This is a genomic window from Anaeromassilibacillus sp. D41t1_190614_C2 (assembly GCF_015558525.1).
GTDB classification, from domain to species: domain Bacteria; phylum Bacillota; class Clostridia; order Oscillospirales; family Acutalibacteraceae; genus Anaeromassilibacillus; species Anaeromassilibacillus stercoravium.
Genome location: NZ_JADMOD010000013.1, coordinates 17,877 through 36,524, shown reverse-complemented (window position 1 = coordinate 36,524; position 18,648 = coordinate 17,877). Strand labels below are relative to the sequence as shown.

Here is an 18,648-nt window from a genome sequence, read left to right as displayed (position 1 = left end):
CTACCACCGCCTTTTCTCTCTTTATCGGGAGTTTATCATAAATCGCTTACACAACTTTTGCCAAAGCACCTCAAATGAATCCCCTGGAACTTGGGGCGGCCGCCCGATCACGATGGTGCGCGCCCCCGCTTTCTGTGCTGCACGGAGCTTTTCCCAAAAGCCGCCTACTTTTCCCGATTCCTTGGTCACCAGCACCTGAATGTCGAACTGGTGGAGCAAGGCGAGGTTCAGCTCCTCGGAAAAGGGTCCCTGCATACAAATCAGATGCCCCGGCGTCCACCCGAACGACAGCGCCTTCCGCACGGCCTCTTCCGTAGGGAGCATCCGCACAAAGGACCGTTCTGCATAGTCCGGGACTTCCGTAAAAGCCGAGAGCTCTTTTGACCCGGTCGTCAATAAGATATTTCCCGGCAAGTTCTTGAGCGATTGCGCCGCTTCCTGCGCGGTGGAGACATAGAGACAATCTTCCCGCCAGCCATCTTCAGGCGCTTCACGCAAAAGGCGCAGATACTCCGTCCCCGTCTCCCGGCAGGCGCCTCGGATATGTTCCGTGGCCAAAGCTGCATATGGATGCGTGGCGTCCACCACACACTCGACGGGATGTGCCCGCAAAAACGCGATGATTTCCTCCCGGTCCATCCGCCCCTGTAGGATGGAGGCGTGCGCATGTTCTAAAAGCGTCTCGCCGTATGCGGTTGCAACACTGACATAGAAGGAAATCCCATGCGCGGAAAGGCGTTCGGCCAACCGCCTCCCCTCGCTGGTCCCTGCAAACAGCAAAATTTGTGGCGCCATGCTTCTTCCTCCATCAGGTTCGATAGCCGCGCGGCGTCACCAAGCGGCCGTTGAGGATCTTGGTCTGGGAGTTGCCGATGAATACCGTCGTAAACATGTCCGCTCGGTATTCCTGCAATTCCTCCAAGGTCATCAACGCATGGGACTCTCCCGCACGTCCAATCTCCCGCACAACCCCCGCAGGGGTCTCCGCCTGGCGGAACCGCCGGACAATCTCACAGGCCCTGCGGAGATAATCTGCGCGTTTCTTGCTCGACGGGTTGTACAGGCACAGGACAAAATCCGCCTCCGCCGCGCAAGCCAACCGCTTCTCAATCAATGGCCAAGGGGTCAAGAGGTCGCTCAGGCTGATGACGGCAAAGTCGTGGGAAAGAGGCGCTCCCAATAGCGCAGCACCGCTGCACGCGGCCGTCACCCCCGGGACCACCTCGATGTCCAACTGGGGATAGGCCTCCGCCGCCTCCAACGCTGGGCTTGCCATCCCATAAACGCCCGCGTCGCCGCTGCAAACCAAGGATACGGTCCGCCCGGTTAGCGCCTGTTCCACCGCCAACCGGCAGCGCTCCACCTCGCCGCGCATCGAAGTGGTCAAAAACGATTTTTCAGGGAAAAGAGGGCGGACCAGATCGACGTAAGCGGTATACCCCACGATCAACTCGCTGCGCTCCAAGGCAGCCTGCGCACGCTGGGTCATCTGCGTCGCCTCTCCCGGACCGATTCCAACAATATAGAGTCTCATAGCATCCCCTCTTTCCACTAAAATCGAATCACCAGCGGCGCGGCCGCCACTGCGACGGTCACACCCGAAAATACTTGTTTTCCCACGAGAAGCGCTCCGCCGCTCCCCAGTACGGCTGCGCGCTCGCAAACATTGTCCACGCCGACCGTATTTTGCACAAATGCAGACCCCGTAAAGTGGCCTTTTGCCCTCGTTAGCTGCTCCGCCGAGAAAAAATTACAGACAAGGCAATTTGCTTTACAGAACTCCAAAAGCCCGATTTCATCGCATTTTTTGTCGATGGACGCAACATTTTGCACGCTTTCCATGTAAAGGTATTTCCCTTGTAAGGTGGAATCAACCGCTTTTTGTATCTTGATCGGTTCTGTCCCTCTTTTGCAGCCAATTCCAAGCGTCAAAATCCTTGGAAGAAGCCAACAGGTCGTCTGAAACGTCTCTTCATACGTAAGGGATATGCGGATTCCGACTTTACCTTCCTTCGCAGGAACGATTCCTTTTGGAAGCGTCCCCTCCACTGGAAAGTCACTATGGAACCCCACCGGTTCCCCATTGAGCAGCGCGGCGGAAACGGCTTTTGCCGCATTGGGACGCACGACCAGGAATCCCTGATCCGCCGCCCATGTATCCACCGCAAATACATCGTTCCCATCGGTTGCCGTAGTGACAGCCGCCTGTGCTCCAATTGCAGCGGCGATCCGCCGGGCGAGCGCATTGGCTCCCCCCACATGCCCGGATACAAGCGGTATGGCAAACCGTCCGCAGTCGTCCACAGCCACTACCGCCGGATCGGTAAATTTGCTCCTTAAATGCGGTGCAACACTGCGGACTGCAATGCCACAGGCGCTGACAAAGATGAGCGCATCCGCCTGTCCAAAGGAGCGCGCTGTCCAATCTGCAAGCGAATCCAAGGCCGCAACGCCATTTTTCGCGTATTTTTCCGGCGCACTTACGGTACAAATATCCCCTCCGTCGCGGAAAAACTCCGCCAACCGCTGCGCCAACCGGACGCCGCTGGCGGTGAATGCGATACACTCAATCCGCATGGGGCGCGCCTCCGGTTTTCGCTGCGCGGTATCCGTGGGAGAAATCGGGCGCGTAGAGTTTTGAGCGGTCGTACTGCGTCCCAAGGAATCCGCCGACCAAAATCAACGCCGTTTTGGTAATCCCATTTTCCGAAGCCATCTGTGGGAGGTCGTCCACCGTGCCGCGGACCACCTTTTCGTCCGGCCAAGTCGCCTTATAGACAATGGCTGCGGGCGTGTCCTTTGCATATCCGCCCTCCAGGAGCTGCTCCCGCAGGCCTTCCAAATAGGAGGTGCTCAAAAAAACGACCATGGTCGCACCGTGCTTCGCAAAGCTGGCGACCGACTCCTTTTCCGGGACCGGCGTCCGCCCGGCCATCCGCGTGATCACAACGGACTGCGAGACGCCCGGCAGCGTATATTCCGCGTGCAGCGCAGCGGCCGCCCCACAGAATGAGCTGACCCCCGGCACCACTTCATACGGTACACCGGCGGCATCTAAGGCATCCATTTGCTCCCGGATGGCGCCGTACAAGCACGGATCTCCTGTGTGCAGCCGGACCACCTTTTCCCCTGCCCGTTCCGCTGTCAGAAGCACGTCCAGCACCTCTTCCAGGGTCATCCGGGCACTGTCATAGACTTTGCAGCCGGATTTCGTATAGGTCGTGAGGATTTCCGGATTCACCAGGGAACCGGCATAGACCACCGTATCCGCTTCTTCTAGCAGCCGTGCGCCCCGCACCGTAATCAAATCAACGTCGCCGGACCCCGCTCCGACAATATGAATCATTCGATTTCCTCTCCTTTCAGGCGTTGCAACAATCCATCTACCTCTGCGGTTTGCCCCAAAAGGCCAAATGCATTGGAAAACAAGACCGCTCCAACCGTCAGCTGTCCGCGGACGCGGGCGTTTATATGAAAATGTATCTTTTGTATGAGGCTGTCCATCACAGGGGACAGCAACTGTTCTTTTTGCAAGAGTTCAAACGCTTCATCCGTTGTGACGCAGTCCATCAGCTTTCCTGCCAACACTGGGGAAACGCCGCAGAGCGCAGCATGGGCGGTGATAATCTCCATCCGGGCATCCGCGTAACGGGAATGGGTATTCATCACGCCACCGGCCAGCTTGACCAGCTTTCCCGCATGCCCCACCAGCAAAAGCCCCTCAAAGCCGAAATCCACCGCCATGTCCAGCAGCTCCCCAATGTAATTGCTGCACGAGACGGCACGGCAAGGGAGGCGCATCTGTTCCCGCAGAAAGGTTTCTCCGTAATTTCCGGGTACCGCCACAACCGTACGCGCCCCCAAGGTGCGCAACTGCCGGAGCTCCGTCCGGATGGTATCGACCAGCGCGCGTTCGCTCATCGGCTCCACAATCCCGCTAGTCCCCAGGATGGAAATCCCCCCGGTGATCCCCAGCCGGGGATTAAAGGTCTTTTCCGCAAGCCGTTTCCCCTCCGGTACGGAAAGGGTCACCTGCCAACCGCCGGTATACCCATAGGTTTCCCCAACCTCCTGCAAAGCGTTGGCGATCATCCGGCGCGGGCCGGGATTGATGGCCGCCTCCCCAACGGCGCAAGCAAGCCCCGGGCGCGTCACCCGGCCAATGCCCTCTCCGCCGGCAATATATACCCCCTTGTCCGCACGGCGCACTTCTGCAAATACCCATACGCCGTCCGTCACATCGGGATCGTCCCCGCTGTCCTTTTGCACCGCGCAGGAAACAGACTCCTCCGAAAGCCGGATATGGCCGACTGGCAATTGCAAAAGAACCCCCTTCGGTGTAGAAAGCGCCACCTGATCGACACGCTCACCGGAAAGCAGCATCTGCGCGGCGGCCTTTGCCGCTGCCGCTGCACAGCTGCCGGTGGTATAACCACACCGCAGGCGCTTCTGGTCCCGGTAAACATATTCCTCCAGCTTCATGGGCGGTCCTCCTGCGAATAAAAAACGCCATTCAGTCACTCGCATGACCGAATGGCGTGAATGGCGGAAATCATGGGCGCAGTCCTTCTGCTCCCACTGTGGTTCCTTCAGCCACGCGCACTCCAGTACCGTGGAGTCGCATGAAGCATATAGGCAGGTATTCTGGCTCATACATCTCTGCAACACTCCACCTTCCCGGTTTCCCAGTGGTTTTTGGAGCTCGCTCCGTATTCACAGCAACGGACTTGCGCGGGAATCACACCCGCTTCCCTTTTCAGCCCCTTTCCTGGAAAGGAGCACCTATATCCTGTGCCCTATTTTAAACGGATTTCTATATTTTGTCAACCGGCCGGTCCAGATGCACATCCAATTGTGGAAATGGAATGTGAATTCCCTCGCGGTCAAATGCCAGTTTCACATCCTCCTGCATCTGATAGTAAAGCGTCCAGTAATCGTCCGTTTTGCACCAAACGCGCACCAGCATTTGGATACAACTGTCCTTATGTTCCTCCACGGCGATCAATGGCTCTGGATCCCGCTCGACCAAAGGATTCTTATCCGTCAGTTCTTGAAGCACCTCTTTTACTTTTGAAAGATCGTCTTCGTATCCCACCGAATAGCGCAAATCCAACCGCCGTGTTTTCATCGCCGTATAATTTATAATCGTACTGACGGTAATGGTCGAATTCGGGATAACGATCTCCTTGTTGTCAAAGGTCCGAAGGGTTGTGAACATCATCTCAATGCGCTCCACTGTGCCTTCTACATTGTCTACCAAGAGGTAATCCCCCACTGCAAAGGGCTTTGTAAAAACGATCTGTGCACCGCTGGCGATGTTGGTCATATTTTCCTTTAACGCTAAGCCAACGGTCACTCCTGCCGCACCAATCGCCGTGATCATTGGCCCGACGGGAACCCCCAACTGCGACAGGGCCATAATGCTGATGATAATCTTCGCCGCTGCATTCGCCAGGGAACACAAGAATGTAACGATCCCAGTCTCTGTGCGGGCTCGTGTCATCGTGCGCTTGATTAAGCGCACTACCACGTTGCTCAGCCACCATCCGCCGGCAAAGATTAGCGCGGCGCCAATTACATTGGGCAACATATCTAAGAGCCATGTTAAAAACTTTTGCCAAACATCTTCAAATGACATTTCGATCGCATCCCTTTCGAAAAGATTTGCCACACTCGCTTTAACAATTCCTATTATATTAAACAAAGTCTTGCAAAAAATTTCGCACAAGAATTTATATGTTTTGTATATATTTTTTAAACTATATTGCGTTTTTTACAAATAAATGGTATGGTATAGATAAATCCACAGCGATTCGTGTTTGCAAAATTTCCAGGGCATCAGCTTTTTGCATCAAAACGCCAATTTGCGGATGGCTGCGGCTTGAAAATTCATTCCAGCAATTGGAGAATGGAGGAATCGTATGGAAAGCAGAGCGATCAAAATTAAATCCCCTAAGAACAGCAAAATCTCGATCAAAGTGATCCCGGGTCATTTTGCCACCAATCACTCGCATATCAACTATTATATTGATATGACCAGTATCAAGCACCGCCATGCAATGGCTTATGAAGCGGCAGCGACCATGGCGATGAAGTACGAAAACAACACCATGGTAGACACAATCGTATGTATGGATGGCTGTGAGGTTATCGCCGCTTTCTTAGCGCGCTATCTTTCTAAATCTGGCATCATGTCCATGAACGATAAGAGCGACATCTGCATCATCACCCCGGAATTCAATACCAACGGGCAGATGATTTTCCGCGACAATATCCAGCCGATGGTCTGGCAGAAGAACATTCTTCTCCTGGTGGCTTCCGCAACCACCGGCAAAACCATCAACCGATCCCTGGAATGCATCAAATACTATGGAGGCAATGTGATCGGAATCTCCGCCATTTTCAGCGCAATCACCGAAATGGGCGGTGTGCATGTCGATACCATCTTTACTCCCGAAGATATTCCAAACTACCAAACCTATGCTTTTAAAGATTGTCCGGACTGCCAGCAGAAGCGCAAGATCGACGCCATTGTAAACAGCTACGGATATTCAAAAATTTGACCGGCCTTGGTTTGGCGCTACTTTAAAAAAAGGGGGCACCAAGCCGTTTGGGCTATAAAAAAACCGCTGCCATGCAAAAAGCACTGGCAGCGGTTTTTTATTGACAGGATCGAATAACAGCCACCGCGTCCTCGATATATCGGGACATCGGCTTTTCTACAACACCGGCCACATGCACATGGCACTGCTCCACGGGGATCAACACCTTTTGCGCAGGGCTTTCAGAAACTGCCGACGCCATTGCCGGGGTAATTTCACCCCACAGGGAATTTGCCACCATCATCCCGATTGGGCCGGCAACTACATCCGCATGTTTCACATTACAAATCACGGCGTTTTCGCCCGTCGCGCCGACATTTGCCCCCGCCTTAAGCATAGCCGACGTTGCAAGGGAATTGGTGCCGACGGCAACAATCTGCACGTCTGGCAATTCGGAACGAATGCGCTCTACGAGGCTTCTCCCTATGCCGCCTCCCTGTCCGTCGATTACGACAATCCGCATATCGCTTCTCCCTTCCCGCCGTTATTTATGATAGAGCTTTTTGGTCTGGTACTTCGGTTCGCAGGTCAGATTGACGCCCAATTTGCGGAAGGTGGTCTCATCCACCGGGGAAAGGATCACCGAAGAGTGGGCTTCGCATCCGCGCAATTTCGGCAACTGGCGGAGCGCCAACTCTGCGGTTGGATTGGTAGCAGCACAGATGGAAAGAGCGATTAAGATTTCATCTGTATGGAGACGTGGGTTCAGGTTCCCCAAATGCCTCGTTTTTAAATTCTGGATGGGTTCAATGACAATCGGAGAAATCAGCGGCATGGTATGGCTGATCCCCCCCAGATGCTTGAGTGCGTTCAGCAGCACCGCAGCGGAGGCCCCCAAGAGCGAAGAGGTCTTCCCTGTGATGATTTTACCATCCCCCAATTCAATGGCCGCAGCAGGCATGCCGGTCTCTTCTGCACGTTCCAAGGCGGGGCGCACCACATGGCGGTCCTCCACCGTAACGCCCGCCTGGTTCATCACAAGTTCCAGTTTATATACAACGTCTTCCGCAATGCGCCCCTGCCGCTGCTCGCACATCGCGTGGTAATACCGGCGGACAATCTCCTGTTTGGATGCCTCCCGGCAAACCTCATCGTCAATGATGCAATTTCCCGCCATATTGACGCCCATATCCGTCGGCGACTTATAGGGGCTGCTTCCGGTGATCTTTTCCAGAATGGCATTCAAAACCGGGAACACCTCCACATCGCGGTTGTAATTGACCGTGGTCTCCCCATAAGCCTCCAAATGGAACGGATCGATCATGTTGACGTCATTGAGATCGGCCGTCGCCGCCTCATACGCCAGATTGACCGGATGCTTCAGCGGCAGATTCCAAATCGGGAACGTCTCGAATTTGGCATATCCCGCTTTGATGCCATGCTTGTATTCATGGTAGAGCTGTGAAAGGCAGGTCGCCATTTTTCCGCTGCCCGGCCCAGGAGCCGTCACCACCACCAGCGGACGCGAGGTTTCCACATACTGATTCTTGCCAAAGCCTTCGTCGCTGACGATATGGGGGATATTGGACGGATACCCCTCAATCGGATAGTGCAGATATACCTTTACGCCCAACTGCTCCAAGTGGTTTTTAAAGGTATCCGCTACGGGTTGCCCTGCATACTGGGCAATTACTACACTTCCCACATAGAGGCCGATGTCCCGGAACGCATCGATCAGACGCAGAACATCCGCATCGTAGGTGATGCCGATGTCCCCACGCATTTTACTTTTCTCGATGTCCGTCGCATTGATGACAATCACGATTTCCACTTGATCGGAAAGATGCAGAAGCATCTTCATCTTGCTGTCCGGCTGGAATCCCGGCAACACGCGCGAAGCGTGAAAATCGTCGAACAGTTTCCCGCCCATCTCTAAGTACAGCTTGTTGTCAAACATGGAAATGCGCTCGGAAATATGCTTCGATTGTGTCTCCAAATATTTGTCGTTATCAAACCCTACTGCTTTCATGTTCTACCTCTCTCATCATTTCCCTTTAAGACCTCAATAATACTCATATTATAGTAAAAGCACGGAGAGAATGCAACTTCCTGCAAAAAGATTCTCAAATTTTAGTGCTCCCAAAAGGCAGCCACGGCCTGTTCCAATTCGGGAGCCGAACGCACCGTCTGAAAATGCTGCCAATGTGTGGGGAACAAGTTTCGGTAGGATGCGGTGGAAAAGCGGCTGTCGATCAGCAGGACCACTCCGCGGTCCTGCTCGCCGCGGATCACACGCCCTGCCGCTTGCAAAACCTTGTTCATCCCTGGATATTGATAGGCAAAGGCAAACCCTTCCCCGTTTGTCCGGTCATAGTAAGCGCGCAGGATCTCCTGCTCTGCGTTCACCTGCGGCAGTCCAACGCCGACGATCGCCGTGCCGATCAACCGCTCCCCGCGCAGATCGATCCCCTCTGCATAAATGCCGCCCAATACGCAAAACCCCAGCAAGGTCCCTTCCGGCTCCACATCAAAACGGTTGAGGAATTCCATCCGTGCTTCTTCGTCCATACCAGCGGTCTGCAAAAGGGTTTGCACCTCTGGGTAACGCTCCCGGAAAACACGGTACACTTCGTTCATATAGGAGTAGGACGGGAAATAGGCCAAATAATTTCCCTGCCTCCCCTGTAACATGGCATAAAGCAATTCCGCGACAGGATGGAGGCTGCGCGCCCGATCCCGATATTTGGTGCTGACCCGGTCGTCGATAAAGAGCCCCAGGTGGGCCGGATCGAACGGGGAGGGCAGCACATATTTCTTTGTGGTGTCATCCCCGCCGAGCACCGAAGTAAAATAGTCCAACGGGGAAAGTGTGGCAGAAAAGAAAATGGACGCACGGCCGCGCTGCATCGCCTTGTCCAGCAAGGGCGACGGGTCCAGACAGAGGAGCTTCACTGTTACATCGCTCCCGCTGACCGTCACGTAGGTGACAAAGTGATCGTCGTAGAGCTCCGCAATCCGCAGAAAAAACAATGCGTCAAAATAGAGCTGCAACAGGAGCGGATCGGTCCGGGAATGGCGGTGCTCCTCCGCCCACTCCTCCCAGCAAGAAATAAAGCGGTTCAGAGCGGTCAGGAGTTCTTTGGGCGCTTCTTCCTGCGTAAGCGTTCGGGATTCCCCGCACGCCTTGCGCAGAGTAAGCATCTCGGTGTTCACGGCGCCCAGTGCACGGAAAAGCTTGCGCTCTTCCTTTCCAACGAGCCTCCTTGCCTGCAACACGGTGGATTTGTGCAGCGCCGCCGAATACATGTCGCGGGAGCGGTCGACCAGGTTGTGCGCCTCATCCACCAAAAAGACATACTCGCCTGGGCTTTCCCCAAAAAAGCGCTTCAGATACACCACCGGGTCGAACAGATAATTGTAGTCACCGATGATGGCGTCGCACCAAAGGGCGGCGTCCAAAGAGAGTTCAAACGGGCACACTCGATGTTTTTGCGCGCAGGCCTCCACCGCTTCCCGGGTCACCGCCTCGCAATCGTGGACCAGCTCATACAGTGCTTGGTTGGCGCGGTCATAGTAGCCGTTCGCATAGGGGCAGGCTTCCGGGTTGCAATCCCTCTGTTCCAAAAAGCAGATTTTGTCCTTGGCGGTCAGCGTGATGGTCTTGAGCCGCAAGCCCTGATCCCGCATCTGGGCAAACGCATCCTCTGCCGCCCTGCGCGTGACCGTCTTAGCGGTCAGATAGAAAATGCGTTCTGCCTTCCCCTCGCCCATCGCTTTGACGGCTGGGAACAAGGTTGAAACTGTCTTCCCAATGCCGGTCGGAGCCTGACAGAACAGCCGGCCTTTTGCCGCAATGGTTCGATAGACCGCCACCGCCATTTGCCTCTGCCCGGCGCGGTATGTAGCAAAGGGAAACGCCAACGCCCGGATGGACTGGTCGCGCACCGATGTCCAATCCCGTTGGATGGCCGCCCATTTCTCATATTGATCGAGAAGATCCAGATAAAACGCTTCCAGTTCTTCAGCAGTATACACCCGCTGGAAGCGCCGGATCTCCTCTGTGTCCACCTGAAAATAGGTGAGCTGTACGGAGATCCGCTCCAGATTCTCTTGCAGGCAATAAAAATAGGCGTAGCACATCGCCTGTCCCCAATGCGCCCGGTTGAAATCCTCTGTAATCATCGTGAGCGGGGCTCCAGTCGTCTTGATCTCGTCGACCGTCACCCCAACGGCATCCGTAATCACGCCGTCGGCCCTTCCCTCCACCCGATAGAGAAATGCATGGCGCTCCGTCTGCTGGGAAAGGAACACCTCTGCGCGGTACGACGGTCCTCCCGCCTTTTGCAGGCGGCGATGAATGCGCGCTCCCTCGCTGGCCCGGTCTATACCGCCGAACCGGTTGCCCAAGCTGCCGCTCTGCAACAAAAACTCCGCCAGCTTTTTGACCGAGATGCGAATCTCATAGGCCATCGGTCTCCCTCCTTCGTCCGCTGTACCAAAGCACAAGGCTGGCGCCGTTGGGACGGGCCAGCCTAAGACAAATTCAAAATATTTTTATCAAAAATAGTTACAACAGGCGTGTATCGTTGATAATCAGCTCAAATTGCAGGTTCAAAAACTGCGCCGCCTGCCGGCAAAGCACCATGCGGGTCAAAAAGATCTCGAAGTATTCCATCACCGGGCAAATCGTGGTATCAATCACAATATTCAATACGGCGGTGCGGTTTTCCGGGTCAATTTCCATCGCAGAGCGTTCCACCGCATAATTGACGCGGTCGTGGATGTCCGCAGCCACGGTCCCTTTATCGCGCACGCGTGAACGCCGCACATCGCTTTTGTCGGAGAGGATCAACGCCGCCGCGATGGGGTTCACTGCCGCGGCGGTTCCTTCGTCGTGGTTGCCGATCGCCGCCACCACCAAGGCGATCTCCGCTGGGTCCATTTGCAGTTTGTTCAGGATGGTAAATGCCATCAACGCGCCGCTCTGCGCATGGTCGGAGCGGTTTACTACGTTGCCAATATCGTGCATATAGCCGGCAATCGCCGCCAGCTCGCAGGTTCTTGCATCATATCCTAAGCTTTGCAATATCTGCCTGGCAACATCCGAACTGCGTTTTGCATGGGCTAGGCCGTGCTCTGTAAAGCCAATAACGCCAAGGTTATCATTTCCATTTTTGATATATGCGTTGACCTCTTCGCTTTTCCAAATCTCTTCAAAGGTCACTGTCCGATATGTTTCCATAAATGGCCTCCCCCGGACTCAATCATCCACCGCCATATGATACATTGCTTCCAGACAGATCTGTGCGTGGAGCATGAACCGGTCGATGTCAATATTTTCATTCGTATTGTGCAAGCGGCGGTCCGGCTCATCCGGGAAGAATGGCCCAAAAGCAACCCCTTTTCCGCCCAGTTCACGCGCGTAGGTCCCTCCACCGGTGGAATAGAGCGGCGCGGGTTCGCCTATGAATGCCTTATAAGCGCTCTGCAAAAGGGCGATAAACGGACGGTCGGCAGGCAGGAACAGCGGCTTCATATGGCCGCCCTCCTCGGAAAACACATCCTCTGCCCGCGCGGTCTTCTGAATCGTTTCGATGATTGCAGACCCGTCCGACGTCACAGGATAGCGGATGTCGATGGCGGCCGTACACAGGGATGCATCCGCGTGTACCAGCCCCAAGTTCAGCGTCAACGGGCCGGACTCGTCGTCCTGTTGCCTAATTCCCATAGAGGCTCCGTCCAGCTCCACGCCAATATGTTTTTGGAGGAAGGCCGGAAGCGTGCCCATTTGTTCCTCCGTGAACACTTCAAAAAGCAACGCCAATAGATGGGAAGCCGCGTTAAAGCCCTCCTGCGGCTGCATCGCATGAGACGCCGTCCCCTCCGAGGTAATGCGTGCGCCCTCGTCCGTCTCTTCCAAAGTAAAACGCCCTTCCATAGAAACCATCGCCGTGCGCAAACGTTCCCGTTCATCTCTGGTACAGGCCAACTCCGCACAGGCGCCGGCCGGCACCGCATTGACCACAGTCCCTGCGGTAAAGCTTTTCAACACCGTAGAATCGTTCGGCGCAGAGAAATTCATGCGCAGGATACCCTTCTCCCGGTTGCACACGCCGTACTCTGAGTCCGGTGTAAAGCCCATCACCGGCATGGGTTCCTTTTCAAAGTAGCGCTCCAGATCGTCGCTTCCCGTCTCCTCGCCAGCGCCGAAAATCGTACGGATGCGGCGCTTTGTCGGAACCTGCTCGTCCTGCAAAACCTTCAGGCAATACAGCGATACGATGGCCGCCCCTTTGTCGTCCGCCACGCCGCGGCCAAAATATTGGTTGCCAATTTTGGTCATAACGAATGGGTCGGTCTCCCAACCGTCCCCCGCCGGGACAACGTCTACATGGGAAAGCACAGCTGCAATCTCCTCACCCTGGCCGTACTCCGCGTGGCCGGCATAATTTCCGACATTTTGCGTGGAGAATCCGAGCTTCTCCGCAATCTCCAAAATGCATTGCAAAGCTTGTGCTGGCGCGGTCCCAAAGGGCTTCCCCGGTTCCGCTTCCCCTCGCACGGAAGGGATTGCAATCAGCTTGGCCAAGTCCGCAAAGATTTGATCCTGATACTTTAAAATTTTATTTCCGAAATGCAATTTTGTTCTCTTCCTTTCAACTGTATTTGAGGTTATCCTACCAATTGTACTGGAACAAAACGCTGGACAGCCTCCCTCTTAAACAGAAAACACGTTACCATTTTCTGCATATGGTTCATTCTTTTCCTAGGCATCCAGACGGCGGCAACCTTTTCCAACATTGGCTTCCGCTTATGCTGTGAGGTTATTATACCACAAATCTTTCCCAATAAAATAGGAGAAAAACGACTTTCCTACCAGCATTTGTTAAAAGAAATTTAGAAGTATCCCATCTTGCAAAGAAACTGGGAATCCTATATTGCTGAGAAGGCAAAGATTTGCTATAATAAAGTATAAAACATCGATGAGATTTTCAAATTTCCCGTGCAAGACGCTGGAACCGATTCTCACTACTATGGAGCATAAAATTCCATGCATTTCCACATCGAATTGTAATTTCATCCGTTTGAAAAATAAGTAGGTGGTGTACAGATGAACAAAAAGAAGGGCGGAAAAATTGCTGCTGTGATCGACATTGGGTCCAATCTGTTGAAAATGCGGATCTGCCAGCTCCGTAAAGGGGAGATCGTCACCCTTGACCGCCTGCAATATCCACTTAATCTTGGACATGAGGTCTTTACTGGAGGAAAAATCAGTTTTGAAAGCCTGCGGGAGCTGTCCAGCATTTTGCATGGATACAGCGATATCATGGCGGAATATGGTGTAGACCAATATAAAGTGGTCGCTACCACTGCCCTGCGGGAAGCCAAAAATAGGGCCTACGTTTTGGATCAGCTCAAAATTCAAAACGACATGACTGTGGAAGTCTTAGAAGATAGCCAGGAAAAAACACTGATCTATTCGGAGATCCTTGCTGGCCTGCAAACGATGGCTCCTCAGAAAATGGGCAACGCATTGATCTCCTATATCGGTGCGGGTACAATCGGCCTATCTGTATTCGACGGGCAAAATATGGTCTTTTCCCAGAACGTCCCTATGGGCGCGTTAAAACTTCATGATATGCTAGGAAGCATTCAGGAAGAAACCGATTCCTTCTATGTTGTTGTAAAAGAATACTTAGATTCCATCATCGGCCGCATCCGTCTTCCCCAGCCGGAAGGCGGCTTTGAAAGTCTTGTCCTCACAGGAAACGAGATTGAGCTGATCGCTAAGATCTGTGGAATTGAACCGGAAAATGGCCGCTATATCATCAAAGCCAAACAGATCAAAAGCCTCTTCAAGGAGATCCGTTCCCTTTCCAAGGAAAAGATCAGCGACCGCTTCGGTATCGAAGAGGAGGTTGCAGAGCTTCTCTATTCCGCTTTGGCCATCTATGTGCGTTTGATGCAGTTTGTCAAAGCGGATCATATCATCGCGCCTAAGGTAGACCTCTGGTTCGCGTTGATGAAGCAGATGCTGATCCCCAAAAGCGCTAATGAGTATGCAGAACATGTGCGCGTTAACGCGCTCTCCTGTGCGCGGGCTATGGCGCGTGTCTATAATGTCAACGAACATCATACAGAAAACATCCGTAAATTTGCGTGCAAAATCTTTGATAAAATGAAAGGCATGCATGGCTTGGACCGGCGCAAGCGCCTGCTCTTGGAGCTCGCCTCCATCATGCACGACTGCGGCCATTATGTCAACGCAAAGGAGCATCTTTCCAGTTCCTTTGACCTTTTAAAAAACATCGACCTCTATGGCATGACCGCCGAAGAAATGTTGATTATCGCCTATATCGCACGGTATAACGAATACGATGTCCCCAATTACGATGGCTTGGAGTTTATCCGCATCCGGGAACCAATCCGGTTGGTCATCTCCAAATTGGTGGCGATCTTCCGCCTGGCCAATGCGCTTGACAAAGCGCATAAGCAGAAATTGGACGATATTAAGGTCCGGCTGGACAAGAACCGCCTGTTGATTACAGGGGAAAGCAATGAAAACCTCTACTTGGAAAAATGGGCTTTCGAACAGACAGCCCCCTTCTTTAAAGAGGTGTTCGGAATCAATCCGGAATTGACCATCAAATCGACCATGATTTGAGCGGTTCCCCCCGTCGTTTACCGAGGGGTAAATACTATTAAAAAGGCTGCGTGGTTATATGATTGAAAAAAATGAAAAAATGGAAAAGCAGCAGCTTCCCTTTATCAACCGGGAACTGAGCTGGATGGATTTTAACGCCCGTGTCCTGGAAGAAGCCTTTGAAAAGGAAAATCCCGTCATGGAGCGCATCCGGTTTTTGTCGATCACTGCTTCGAACCTTGACGAGTTTTTCATGGTGCGTGTCGCTGGGGTAAAAGAACAGGTGGAATCCGGTTACAACCGTGCGGACTTCTCCGGCCTCACCCCTGCGAAGTTGCTTCCCCAATTGAATACGAAGATTTATGGATTTACAGAGCGCCAGTACTCCTGTTTACACCGTTCCATTGTCCCTGCTCTGAAAAAGAACGGCATTATGTTTGTTACGCCGGATCAAATGAGTGAAAAACAGACGGCGTTCATTTCCGACTATTTTGATAAGGTCCTCTTCCCTGTGCTCACTCCTTTGGCGGTGGACCGCAGCCGTCCGTTCCCGTTCCTGGCGAACAAAAGCCTGAATTTAGCGGTTCGTTTGAAAAGCAAAAAATCTGAGGAATCCTATTTTGCGGTCGTGCAGGTTCCGGGTATTCTTTCCAGGTTTTTAGAAGTCCCCAGTGAAGAGGGGCGCGTGTTTGTCCTGTTGGAGGATGTGATTACCTATAAGCTGGAATCGCTGTTTGAGCTCAATGAGATTCAAGCGAGCTGCCCGTTCCGCATCACCCGCGATTCCGATTTGGAGATCGATGAAGAGGCGGACGACCTGCTCAGTGAGATTGTAAAATCCATCAAGCGGCGCAAACGCGGTAAGCCTGTCCGCCTGGAATTGCTCCAGCGCTGCGATAAGGAGACAAAAGAGTTCCTGATCGAAATGCTGGAGATCCATAAGAGCGAAATCTACGAAGTCCCTGGTCCGCTGGATCTGACCTTCCTCTCGAAATTTGCCAATCTCTCCGGTTGTGAGCATCTTTGCTTCAAGCCCATCAAGCCGGTCTACCCGCCCGCAGCGTTCTGGGGCTACAGCGATATGTTCGAAGCGATCCGGGATAAGGACCGCATGGTCCATCACCCGTATGAGAGCTTCGAATGCGTGGTGGATTTTGTACGGCAGGCAGCCGAGGACGAAAATGTGCTGGCCATCAAGCAGACCTTATACCGTGTGAGCGGGCATTCCCCGATTGTCGCCGCCTTGATCCGCGCTGCTGAAAATGGGAAGCAGGTCACGGTTTTGGTGGAATTGAAGGCCCGTTTTGATGAGGAAAACAATATCCTCTGGGCAAAGAAGCTGGAAGAAGCCGGGTGCCATGTCATCTACGGCTTGGCAGGCCTGAAGACGCACTGCAAGATTCTCCTGGTCGTGCGCCGGGACGAGGACGGCATCCGCCGGTATCTCCACATGGCGACCGGCAATTACAACGATTCGACCGCCAAAATCTATACCGACATCGGCGTCTTTACCTGCAAAGAGCCATTCGGCAGGGATGCCTCTTCCCTGTTTAATGTATTGACCGGCTACTCTTTGCCCCCGGATTACAACAAATTCGCAGTCGCCCCCCACGGCCTGCGGGAATTCTTTGTTCGAATGATTCAAAAGGAAATCGCCAATGCGCAGGCTGGCCTGCCCTGTGGCATCACAGCCAAGGTCAACTCCCTAGTCGATCCAGAGATTATCGAGTTGCTTTATCAGGCTTCGCAAGCCAATGTTCCGATCCGCTTGATTGTTCGCGGTATCTGCTGTTTGGTGCCAGGGCTTCCGGGTGTCAGCGAGAATATTACGGTAATCAGTATTGTGGGCCAGCTCTTAGAGCACAGCCGTATTTTCAAATTTGAAAACGCCGGGAACCCCAAAATTTATATGGGCAGCGCAGACTGGATGCCCCGCAACCTGGACCGGCGTGTGGAACTGGTATTCCCCATCGAAGATGAGGATCTGAAAGAACGTGCTTTTGGCATTTTGGAAACGATGTGGAATGACAATATAAATGCACGTATGCTCCGCTCCGACACCACATATGAGCATATCGACCGGCGCGGAAAGGCCCCACACAATAGCCAGGTAGAATTTTCAATTATGGCACAAAAGGCTGTGAAAGCCTTGCAGGTACCGGATGCCTCTCAGCCATATAAACCGATTCGCAGTACTGCAGAATAATACGCTTTATGCGATTCGAAGGATAAACCCGGAGGTTTTCCGTGTCTCTTCTTGGAAAATCTGCCCGCTCTGTTACAGGTCCGTTTTGACGCGCTATGCCGCAGGAAAGAATTCTGCACCAGAATTGGGCGTAATTATTATTGATGTAAAAAGGATGTGGCTTTGATGAAAAGAATTGGTATTTTGACGAGCGGTGGAGACTGCCAAGGCCTCAATGCAGCTATTCGCGGCGTTGCAAAAGCGCTGTATGAAGAATTCGGCGACAATGTGGAAATTTATGGCATTAACGACGGTTACCGCGGCTTGATCGAAGGCAATTATAAGCGCATGAAACCGGAAAATTTTTCCGGCATCCTTACGCTCGGCGGCACCATTTTGGGCACTTCGCGGCAGCCATTTAAGCTGATGCGTGTCATCGACGAAAACAGCGTGGATAAAGTCAAAAACATGAAGGACAATTACAAGAAGATGAAGCTGGATTGCTTGGTAGTCCTCGGCGGCAACGGTACCCATAAGACAGCCAATCTGCTCAGCGAAGAAGGGCTCAATGTTGTCTCGCTCCCCAAGACCATCGACAACGACGTCTGGGGCACGGATATGACCTTTGGGTTCCACAGCGCGATGGATATCGCTGCCAACGTTTTGGACTGTATCCACACTACAGCTACGTCCCATGGGCGCGTCTTTATTGTCGAGATCATGGGGCACAAGGTCGGTTGGCTCACCCTGTACGCGGGCATTGCAGGCGGAGCCGACGTAATCCTCTTGCCGGAAATCCCCTACGACATCGACAGCATTGTTAAGACCATCCGTCAGCGCAACGAATCGGGCAAACGTTTCTCCATCCTTGCCGTTGCGGAGGGCGCTATGTCCAAGGAAGAGGCAAAACTCAGCAAAAAGGAATTTAAAGCTGCGCGCGCAAGTATGACATATCCCTCGATCTCCTATCGCCTGGCAAAGGAAATCGGCGACAAGACCGGCCAGGAGATTCGCGTAACGGTTCCCGGACATTTCCAGCGTGGAGGCAGCCCCTGCCCCTATGACCGTGTGCTTTCCACACGTTTTGGCGCTGCGGCCGCAAAGCTGATTGTTCAGAAGCAGTACGGCAATATGGTCGCTTTACAAAATGGAAAAATTGTTCCCGTGCCTCTCTCGGAGGTTGCTGGAAAGCTCAAAACGGTTCCGAAGGACTGCGATGTCATCCAGACCGGGCGCGATATCGGCATCTGCTTCGGCGATTGATCGTAAAGGAGGTT

General features: G+C 53.2%; 15 protein-coding genes and 1 riboswitch. Of the genes, 4 read left to right on the top strand and 11 right to left on the bottom strand.

Annotated features, from left to right (window positions below; translation table 11 throughout):
* Window positions 1-21 precede the first annotated feature (21 nt).
* The 6 genes from cobK to I2G69_RS10510 all read right to left on the bottom strand — a co-directional run bounded on the left by cobK (window position 22) and on the right by I2G69_RS10510 (window position 5,638).
* Window positions 22-795: a precorrin-6A reductase gene (cobK, locus tag I2G69_RS10535; protein WP_191520954.1), complete on the bottom strand. Its 774-nt coding sequence runs from the start codon at window positions 793-795 to the stop codon at window positions 22-24.
* Window positions 796-808: 13 nt separating this feature from the next.
* Window positions 809-1,534 carry a precorrin-3B C(17)-methyltransferase gene (gene cobJ / locus I2G69_RS10530; RefSeq protein ID WP_191395332.1) on the bottom strand — a complete coding sequence of 242 codons (726 nt, stop codon included), beginning with the start codon at window positions 1,532-1,534 and terminating at the stop codon, window positions 809-811.
* Between the two features lie 17 nt (window positions 1,535-1,551).
* Window positions 1,552-2,577: a cobalt-precorrin 5A hydrolase gene (locus tag I2G69_RS10525; protein WP_195560745.1), complete on the bottom strand. Its 1,026-nt coding sequence runs from the start codon at window positions 2,575-2,577 to the stop codon at window positions 1,552-1,554.
* Window positions 2,567-3,346 carry a precorrin-4 C(11)-methyltransferase gene (cobM, locus tag I2G69_RS10520; RefSeq protein ID WP_195560744.1) on the bottom strand — a complete coding sequence of 260 codons (780 nt, stop codon included), beginning with the start codon at window positions 3,344-3,346 and terminating at the stop codon, window positions 2,567-2,569. The genes I2G69_RS10525 and cobM overlap by 11 nt, the downstream gene beginning before the upstream one ends.
* A complete protein-coding gene (cbiD, locus tag I2G69_RS10515; protein ID WP_195560743.1) occupies window positions 3,343-4,482 on the bottom strand; it encodes a cobalt-precorrin-5B (C(1))-methyltransferase CbiD in 1,140 nt (379 codons plus the stop codon). The genes cobM and cbiD overlap by 4 nt, the downstream gene beginning before the upstream one ends.
* A gap of 135 nt (window positions 4,483-4,617) precedes the next feature.
* A riboswitch (cobalamin riboswitch) is annotated at window positions 4,618-4,801 on the bottom strand.
* A 12-nt stretch (window positions 4,802-4,813) separates the two neighbouring features.
* Entirely contained in the window at window positions 4,814-5,638 is an 825-nt protein-coding gene (locus I2G69_RS10510; RefSeq protein WP_087234859.1) for a mechanosensitive ion channel family protein, read from the bottom strand.
* A gap of 283 nt (window positions 5,639-5,921) precedes the next feature.
* On the opposite strand from I2G69_RS10510, the gene I2G69_RS10505 reads away from it, so the two are divergent.
* Window positions 5,922-6,563: a phosphoribosyltransferase gene (locus tag I2G69_RS10505; RefSeq protein ID WP_087234860.1), complete on the top strand. Its 642-nt coding sequence runs from the start codon at window positions 5,922-5,924 to the stop codon at window positions 6,561-6,563.
* A gap of 97 nt (window positions 6,564-6,660) precedes the next feature.
* On the opposite strand, the gene I2G69_RS10500 is transcribed toward I2G69_RS10505, so the two are convergent.
* The 5 genes from I2G69_RS10500 to I2G69_RS10480 all read right to left on the bottom strand — a co-directional run bounded on the left by I2G69_RS10500 (window position 6,661) and on the right by I2G69_RS10480 (window position 13,182).
* Window positions 6,661-7,065 carry a DUF3842 family protein gene (locus I2G69_RS10500; protein WP_087234861.1) on the bottom strand — a complete coding sequence of 135 codons (405 nt, stop codon included), beginning with the start codon at window positions 7,063-7,065 and terminating at the stop codon, window positions 6,661-6,663.
* Between the two features lie 21 nt (window positions 7,066-7,086).
* Complete coding sequence (locus tag I2G69_RS10495; protein WP_191362700.1) at window positions 7,087-8,571, bottom strand: DUF1846 domain-containing protein; 1,485 nt, start codon at window positions 8,569-8,571, stop codon at window positions 7,087-7,089.
* 101 nt (window positions 8,572-8,672) lie between these two features.
* The gene (locus tag I2G69_RS10490) at window positions 8,673-11,012 is read right to left on the bottom strand and encodes an ATP-dependent DNA helicase (RefSeq protein WP_191520957.1); all 2,340 of its coding nucleotides are present in this window, start codon (window positions 11,010-11,012) and stop codon (window positions 8,673-8,675) included.
* Window positions 11,013-11,109: 97 nt separating this feature from the next.
* A complete protein-coding gene (locus I2G69_RS10485) occupies window positions 11,110-11,784 on the bottom strand; it encodes an HD domain-containing protein (RefSeq protein WP_087234864.1) in 675 nt (224 codons plus the stop codon).
* Window positions 11,785-11,802: 18 nt separating this feature from the next.
* Entirely contained in the window at window positions 11,803-13,182 is a 1,380-nt protein-coding gene (locus I2G69_RS10480; RefSeq protein ID WP_191395327.1) for a Sapep family Mn(2+)-dependent dipeptidase, read from the bottom strand.
* Window positions 13,183-13,653: 471 nt separating this feature from the next.
* Here I2G69_RS10480 and I2G69_RS10475 point away from each other — a divergent pair, with 471 nt between their 5' ends.
* From I2G69_RS10475 to I2G69_RS10465, 3 genes are all read left to right on the top strand, one after another.
* Window positions 13,654-15,207, top strand: coding sequence for a Ppx/GppA phosphatase family protein (locus I2G69_RS10475; RefSeq protein ID WP_087234866.1), 1,554 nt, complete (start codon window positions 13,654-13,656; stop codon window positions 15,205-15,207).
* Between the two features lie 58 nt (window positions 15,208-15,265).
* Window positions 15,266-17,392, top strand: a complete 2,127-nt coding sequence (locus I2G69_RS10470; protein WP_087234867.1) for an RNA degradosome polyphosphate kinase — start codon at window positions 15,266-15,268, stop codon at window positions 17,390-17,392.
* A gap of 165 nt (window positions 17,393-17,557) precedes the next feature.
* The gene (locus I2G69_RS10465) at window positions 17,558-18,634 is read left to right on the top strand and encodes a 6-phosphofructokinase (RefSeq protein WP_191362704.1); all 1,077 of its coding nucleotides are present in this window, start codon (window positions 17,558-17,560) and stop codon (window positions 18,632-18,634) included.
* Window positions 18,635-18,648: the final 14 nt, after the last annotated feature.

Bases quoted from the DNA above. Each gene is read 5' to 3' on its own strand.
- cobK (WP_191520954.1), bottom strand. From the start codon at position 795: ATGGCGCCACAAATTTTGCTGTTTGCAGGGACCAGCGAGGGGAGGCGG.
- cobJ (WP_191395332.1), bottom strand. From the start codon at position 1,534: ATGAGACTCTATATTGTTGGAATCGGTCCGGGAGAGGCGACGCAGATG.
- I2G69_RS10525 (WP_195560745.1), bottom strand. From the start codon at position 2,577: ATGCGGATTGAGTGTATCGCATTCACCGCCAGCGGCGTCCGGTTGGCG.
- cobM (WP_195560744.1), bottom strand. From the start codon at position 3,346: ATGATTCATATTGTCGGAGCGGGGTCCGGCGACGTTGATTTGATTACG.
- cbiD (WP_195560743.1), bottom strand. From the start codon at position 4,482: ATGAAGCTGGAGGAATATGTTTACCGGGACCAGAAGCGCCTGCGGTGT.
- I2G69_RS10510 (WP_087234859.1), bottom strand. From the start codon at position 5,638: ATGTCATTTGAAGATGTTTGGCAAAAGTTTTTAACATGGCTCTTAGAT.
- I2G69_RS10505 (WP_087234860.1), top strand. From the start codon at position 5,922: ATGGAAAGCAGAGCGATCAAAATTAAATCCCCTAAGAACAGCAAAATC.
- I2G69_RS10500 (WP_087234861.1), bottom strand. From the start codon at position 7,065: ATGCGGATTGTCGTAATCGACGGACAGGGAGGCGGCATAGGGAGAAGC.
- I2G69_RS10495 (WP_191362700.1), bottom strand. From the start codon at position 8,571: ATGAAAGCAGTAGGGTTTGATAACGACAAATATTTGGAGACACAATCG.
- I2G69_RS10490 (WP_191520957.1), bottom strand. From the start codon at position 11,012: ATGGCCTATGAGATTCGCATCTCGGTCAAAAAGCTGGCGGAGTTTTTG.
- I2G69_RS10485 (WP_087234864.1), bottom strand. From the start codon at position 11,784: ATGGAAACATATCGGACAGTGACCTTTGAAGAGATTTGGAAAAGCGAA.
- I2G69_RS10475 (WP_087234866.1), top strand. From the start codon at position 13,654: ATGAACAAAAAGAAGGGCGGAAAAATTGCTGCTGTGATCGACATTGGG.
- I2G69_RS10470 (WP_087234867.1), top strand. From the start codon at position 15,266: ATGATTGAAAAAAATGAAAAAATGGAAAAGCAGCAGCTTCCCTTTATC.
- I2G69_RS10465 (WP_191362704.1), top strand. From the start codon at position 17,558: ATGAAAAGAATTGGTATTTTGACGAGCGGTGGAGACTGCCAAGGCCTC.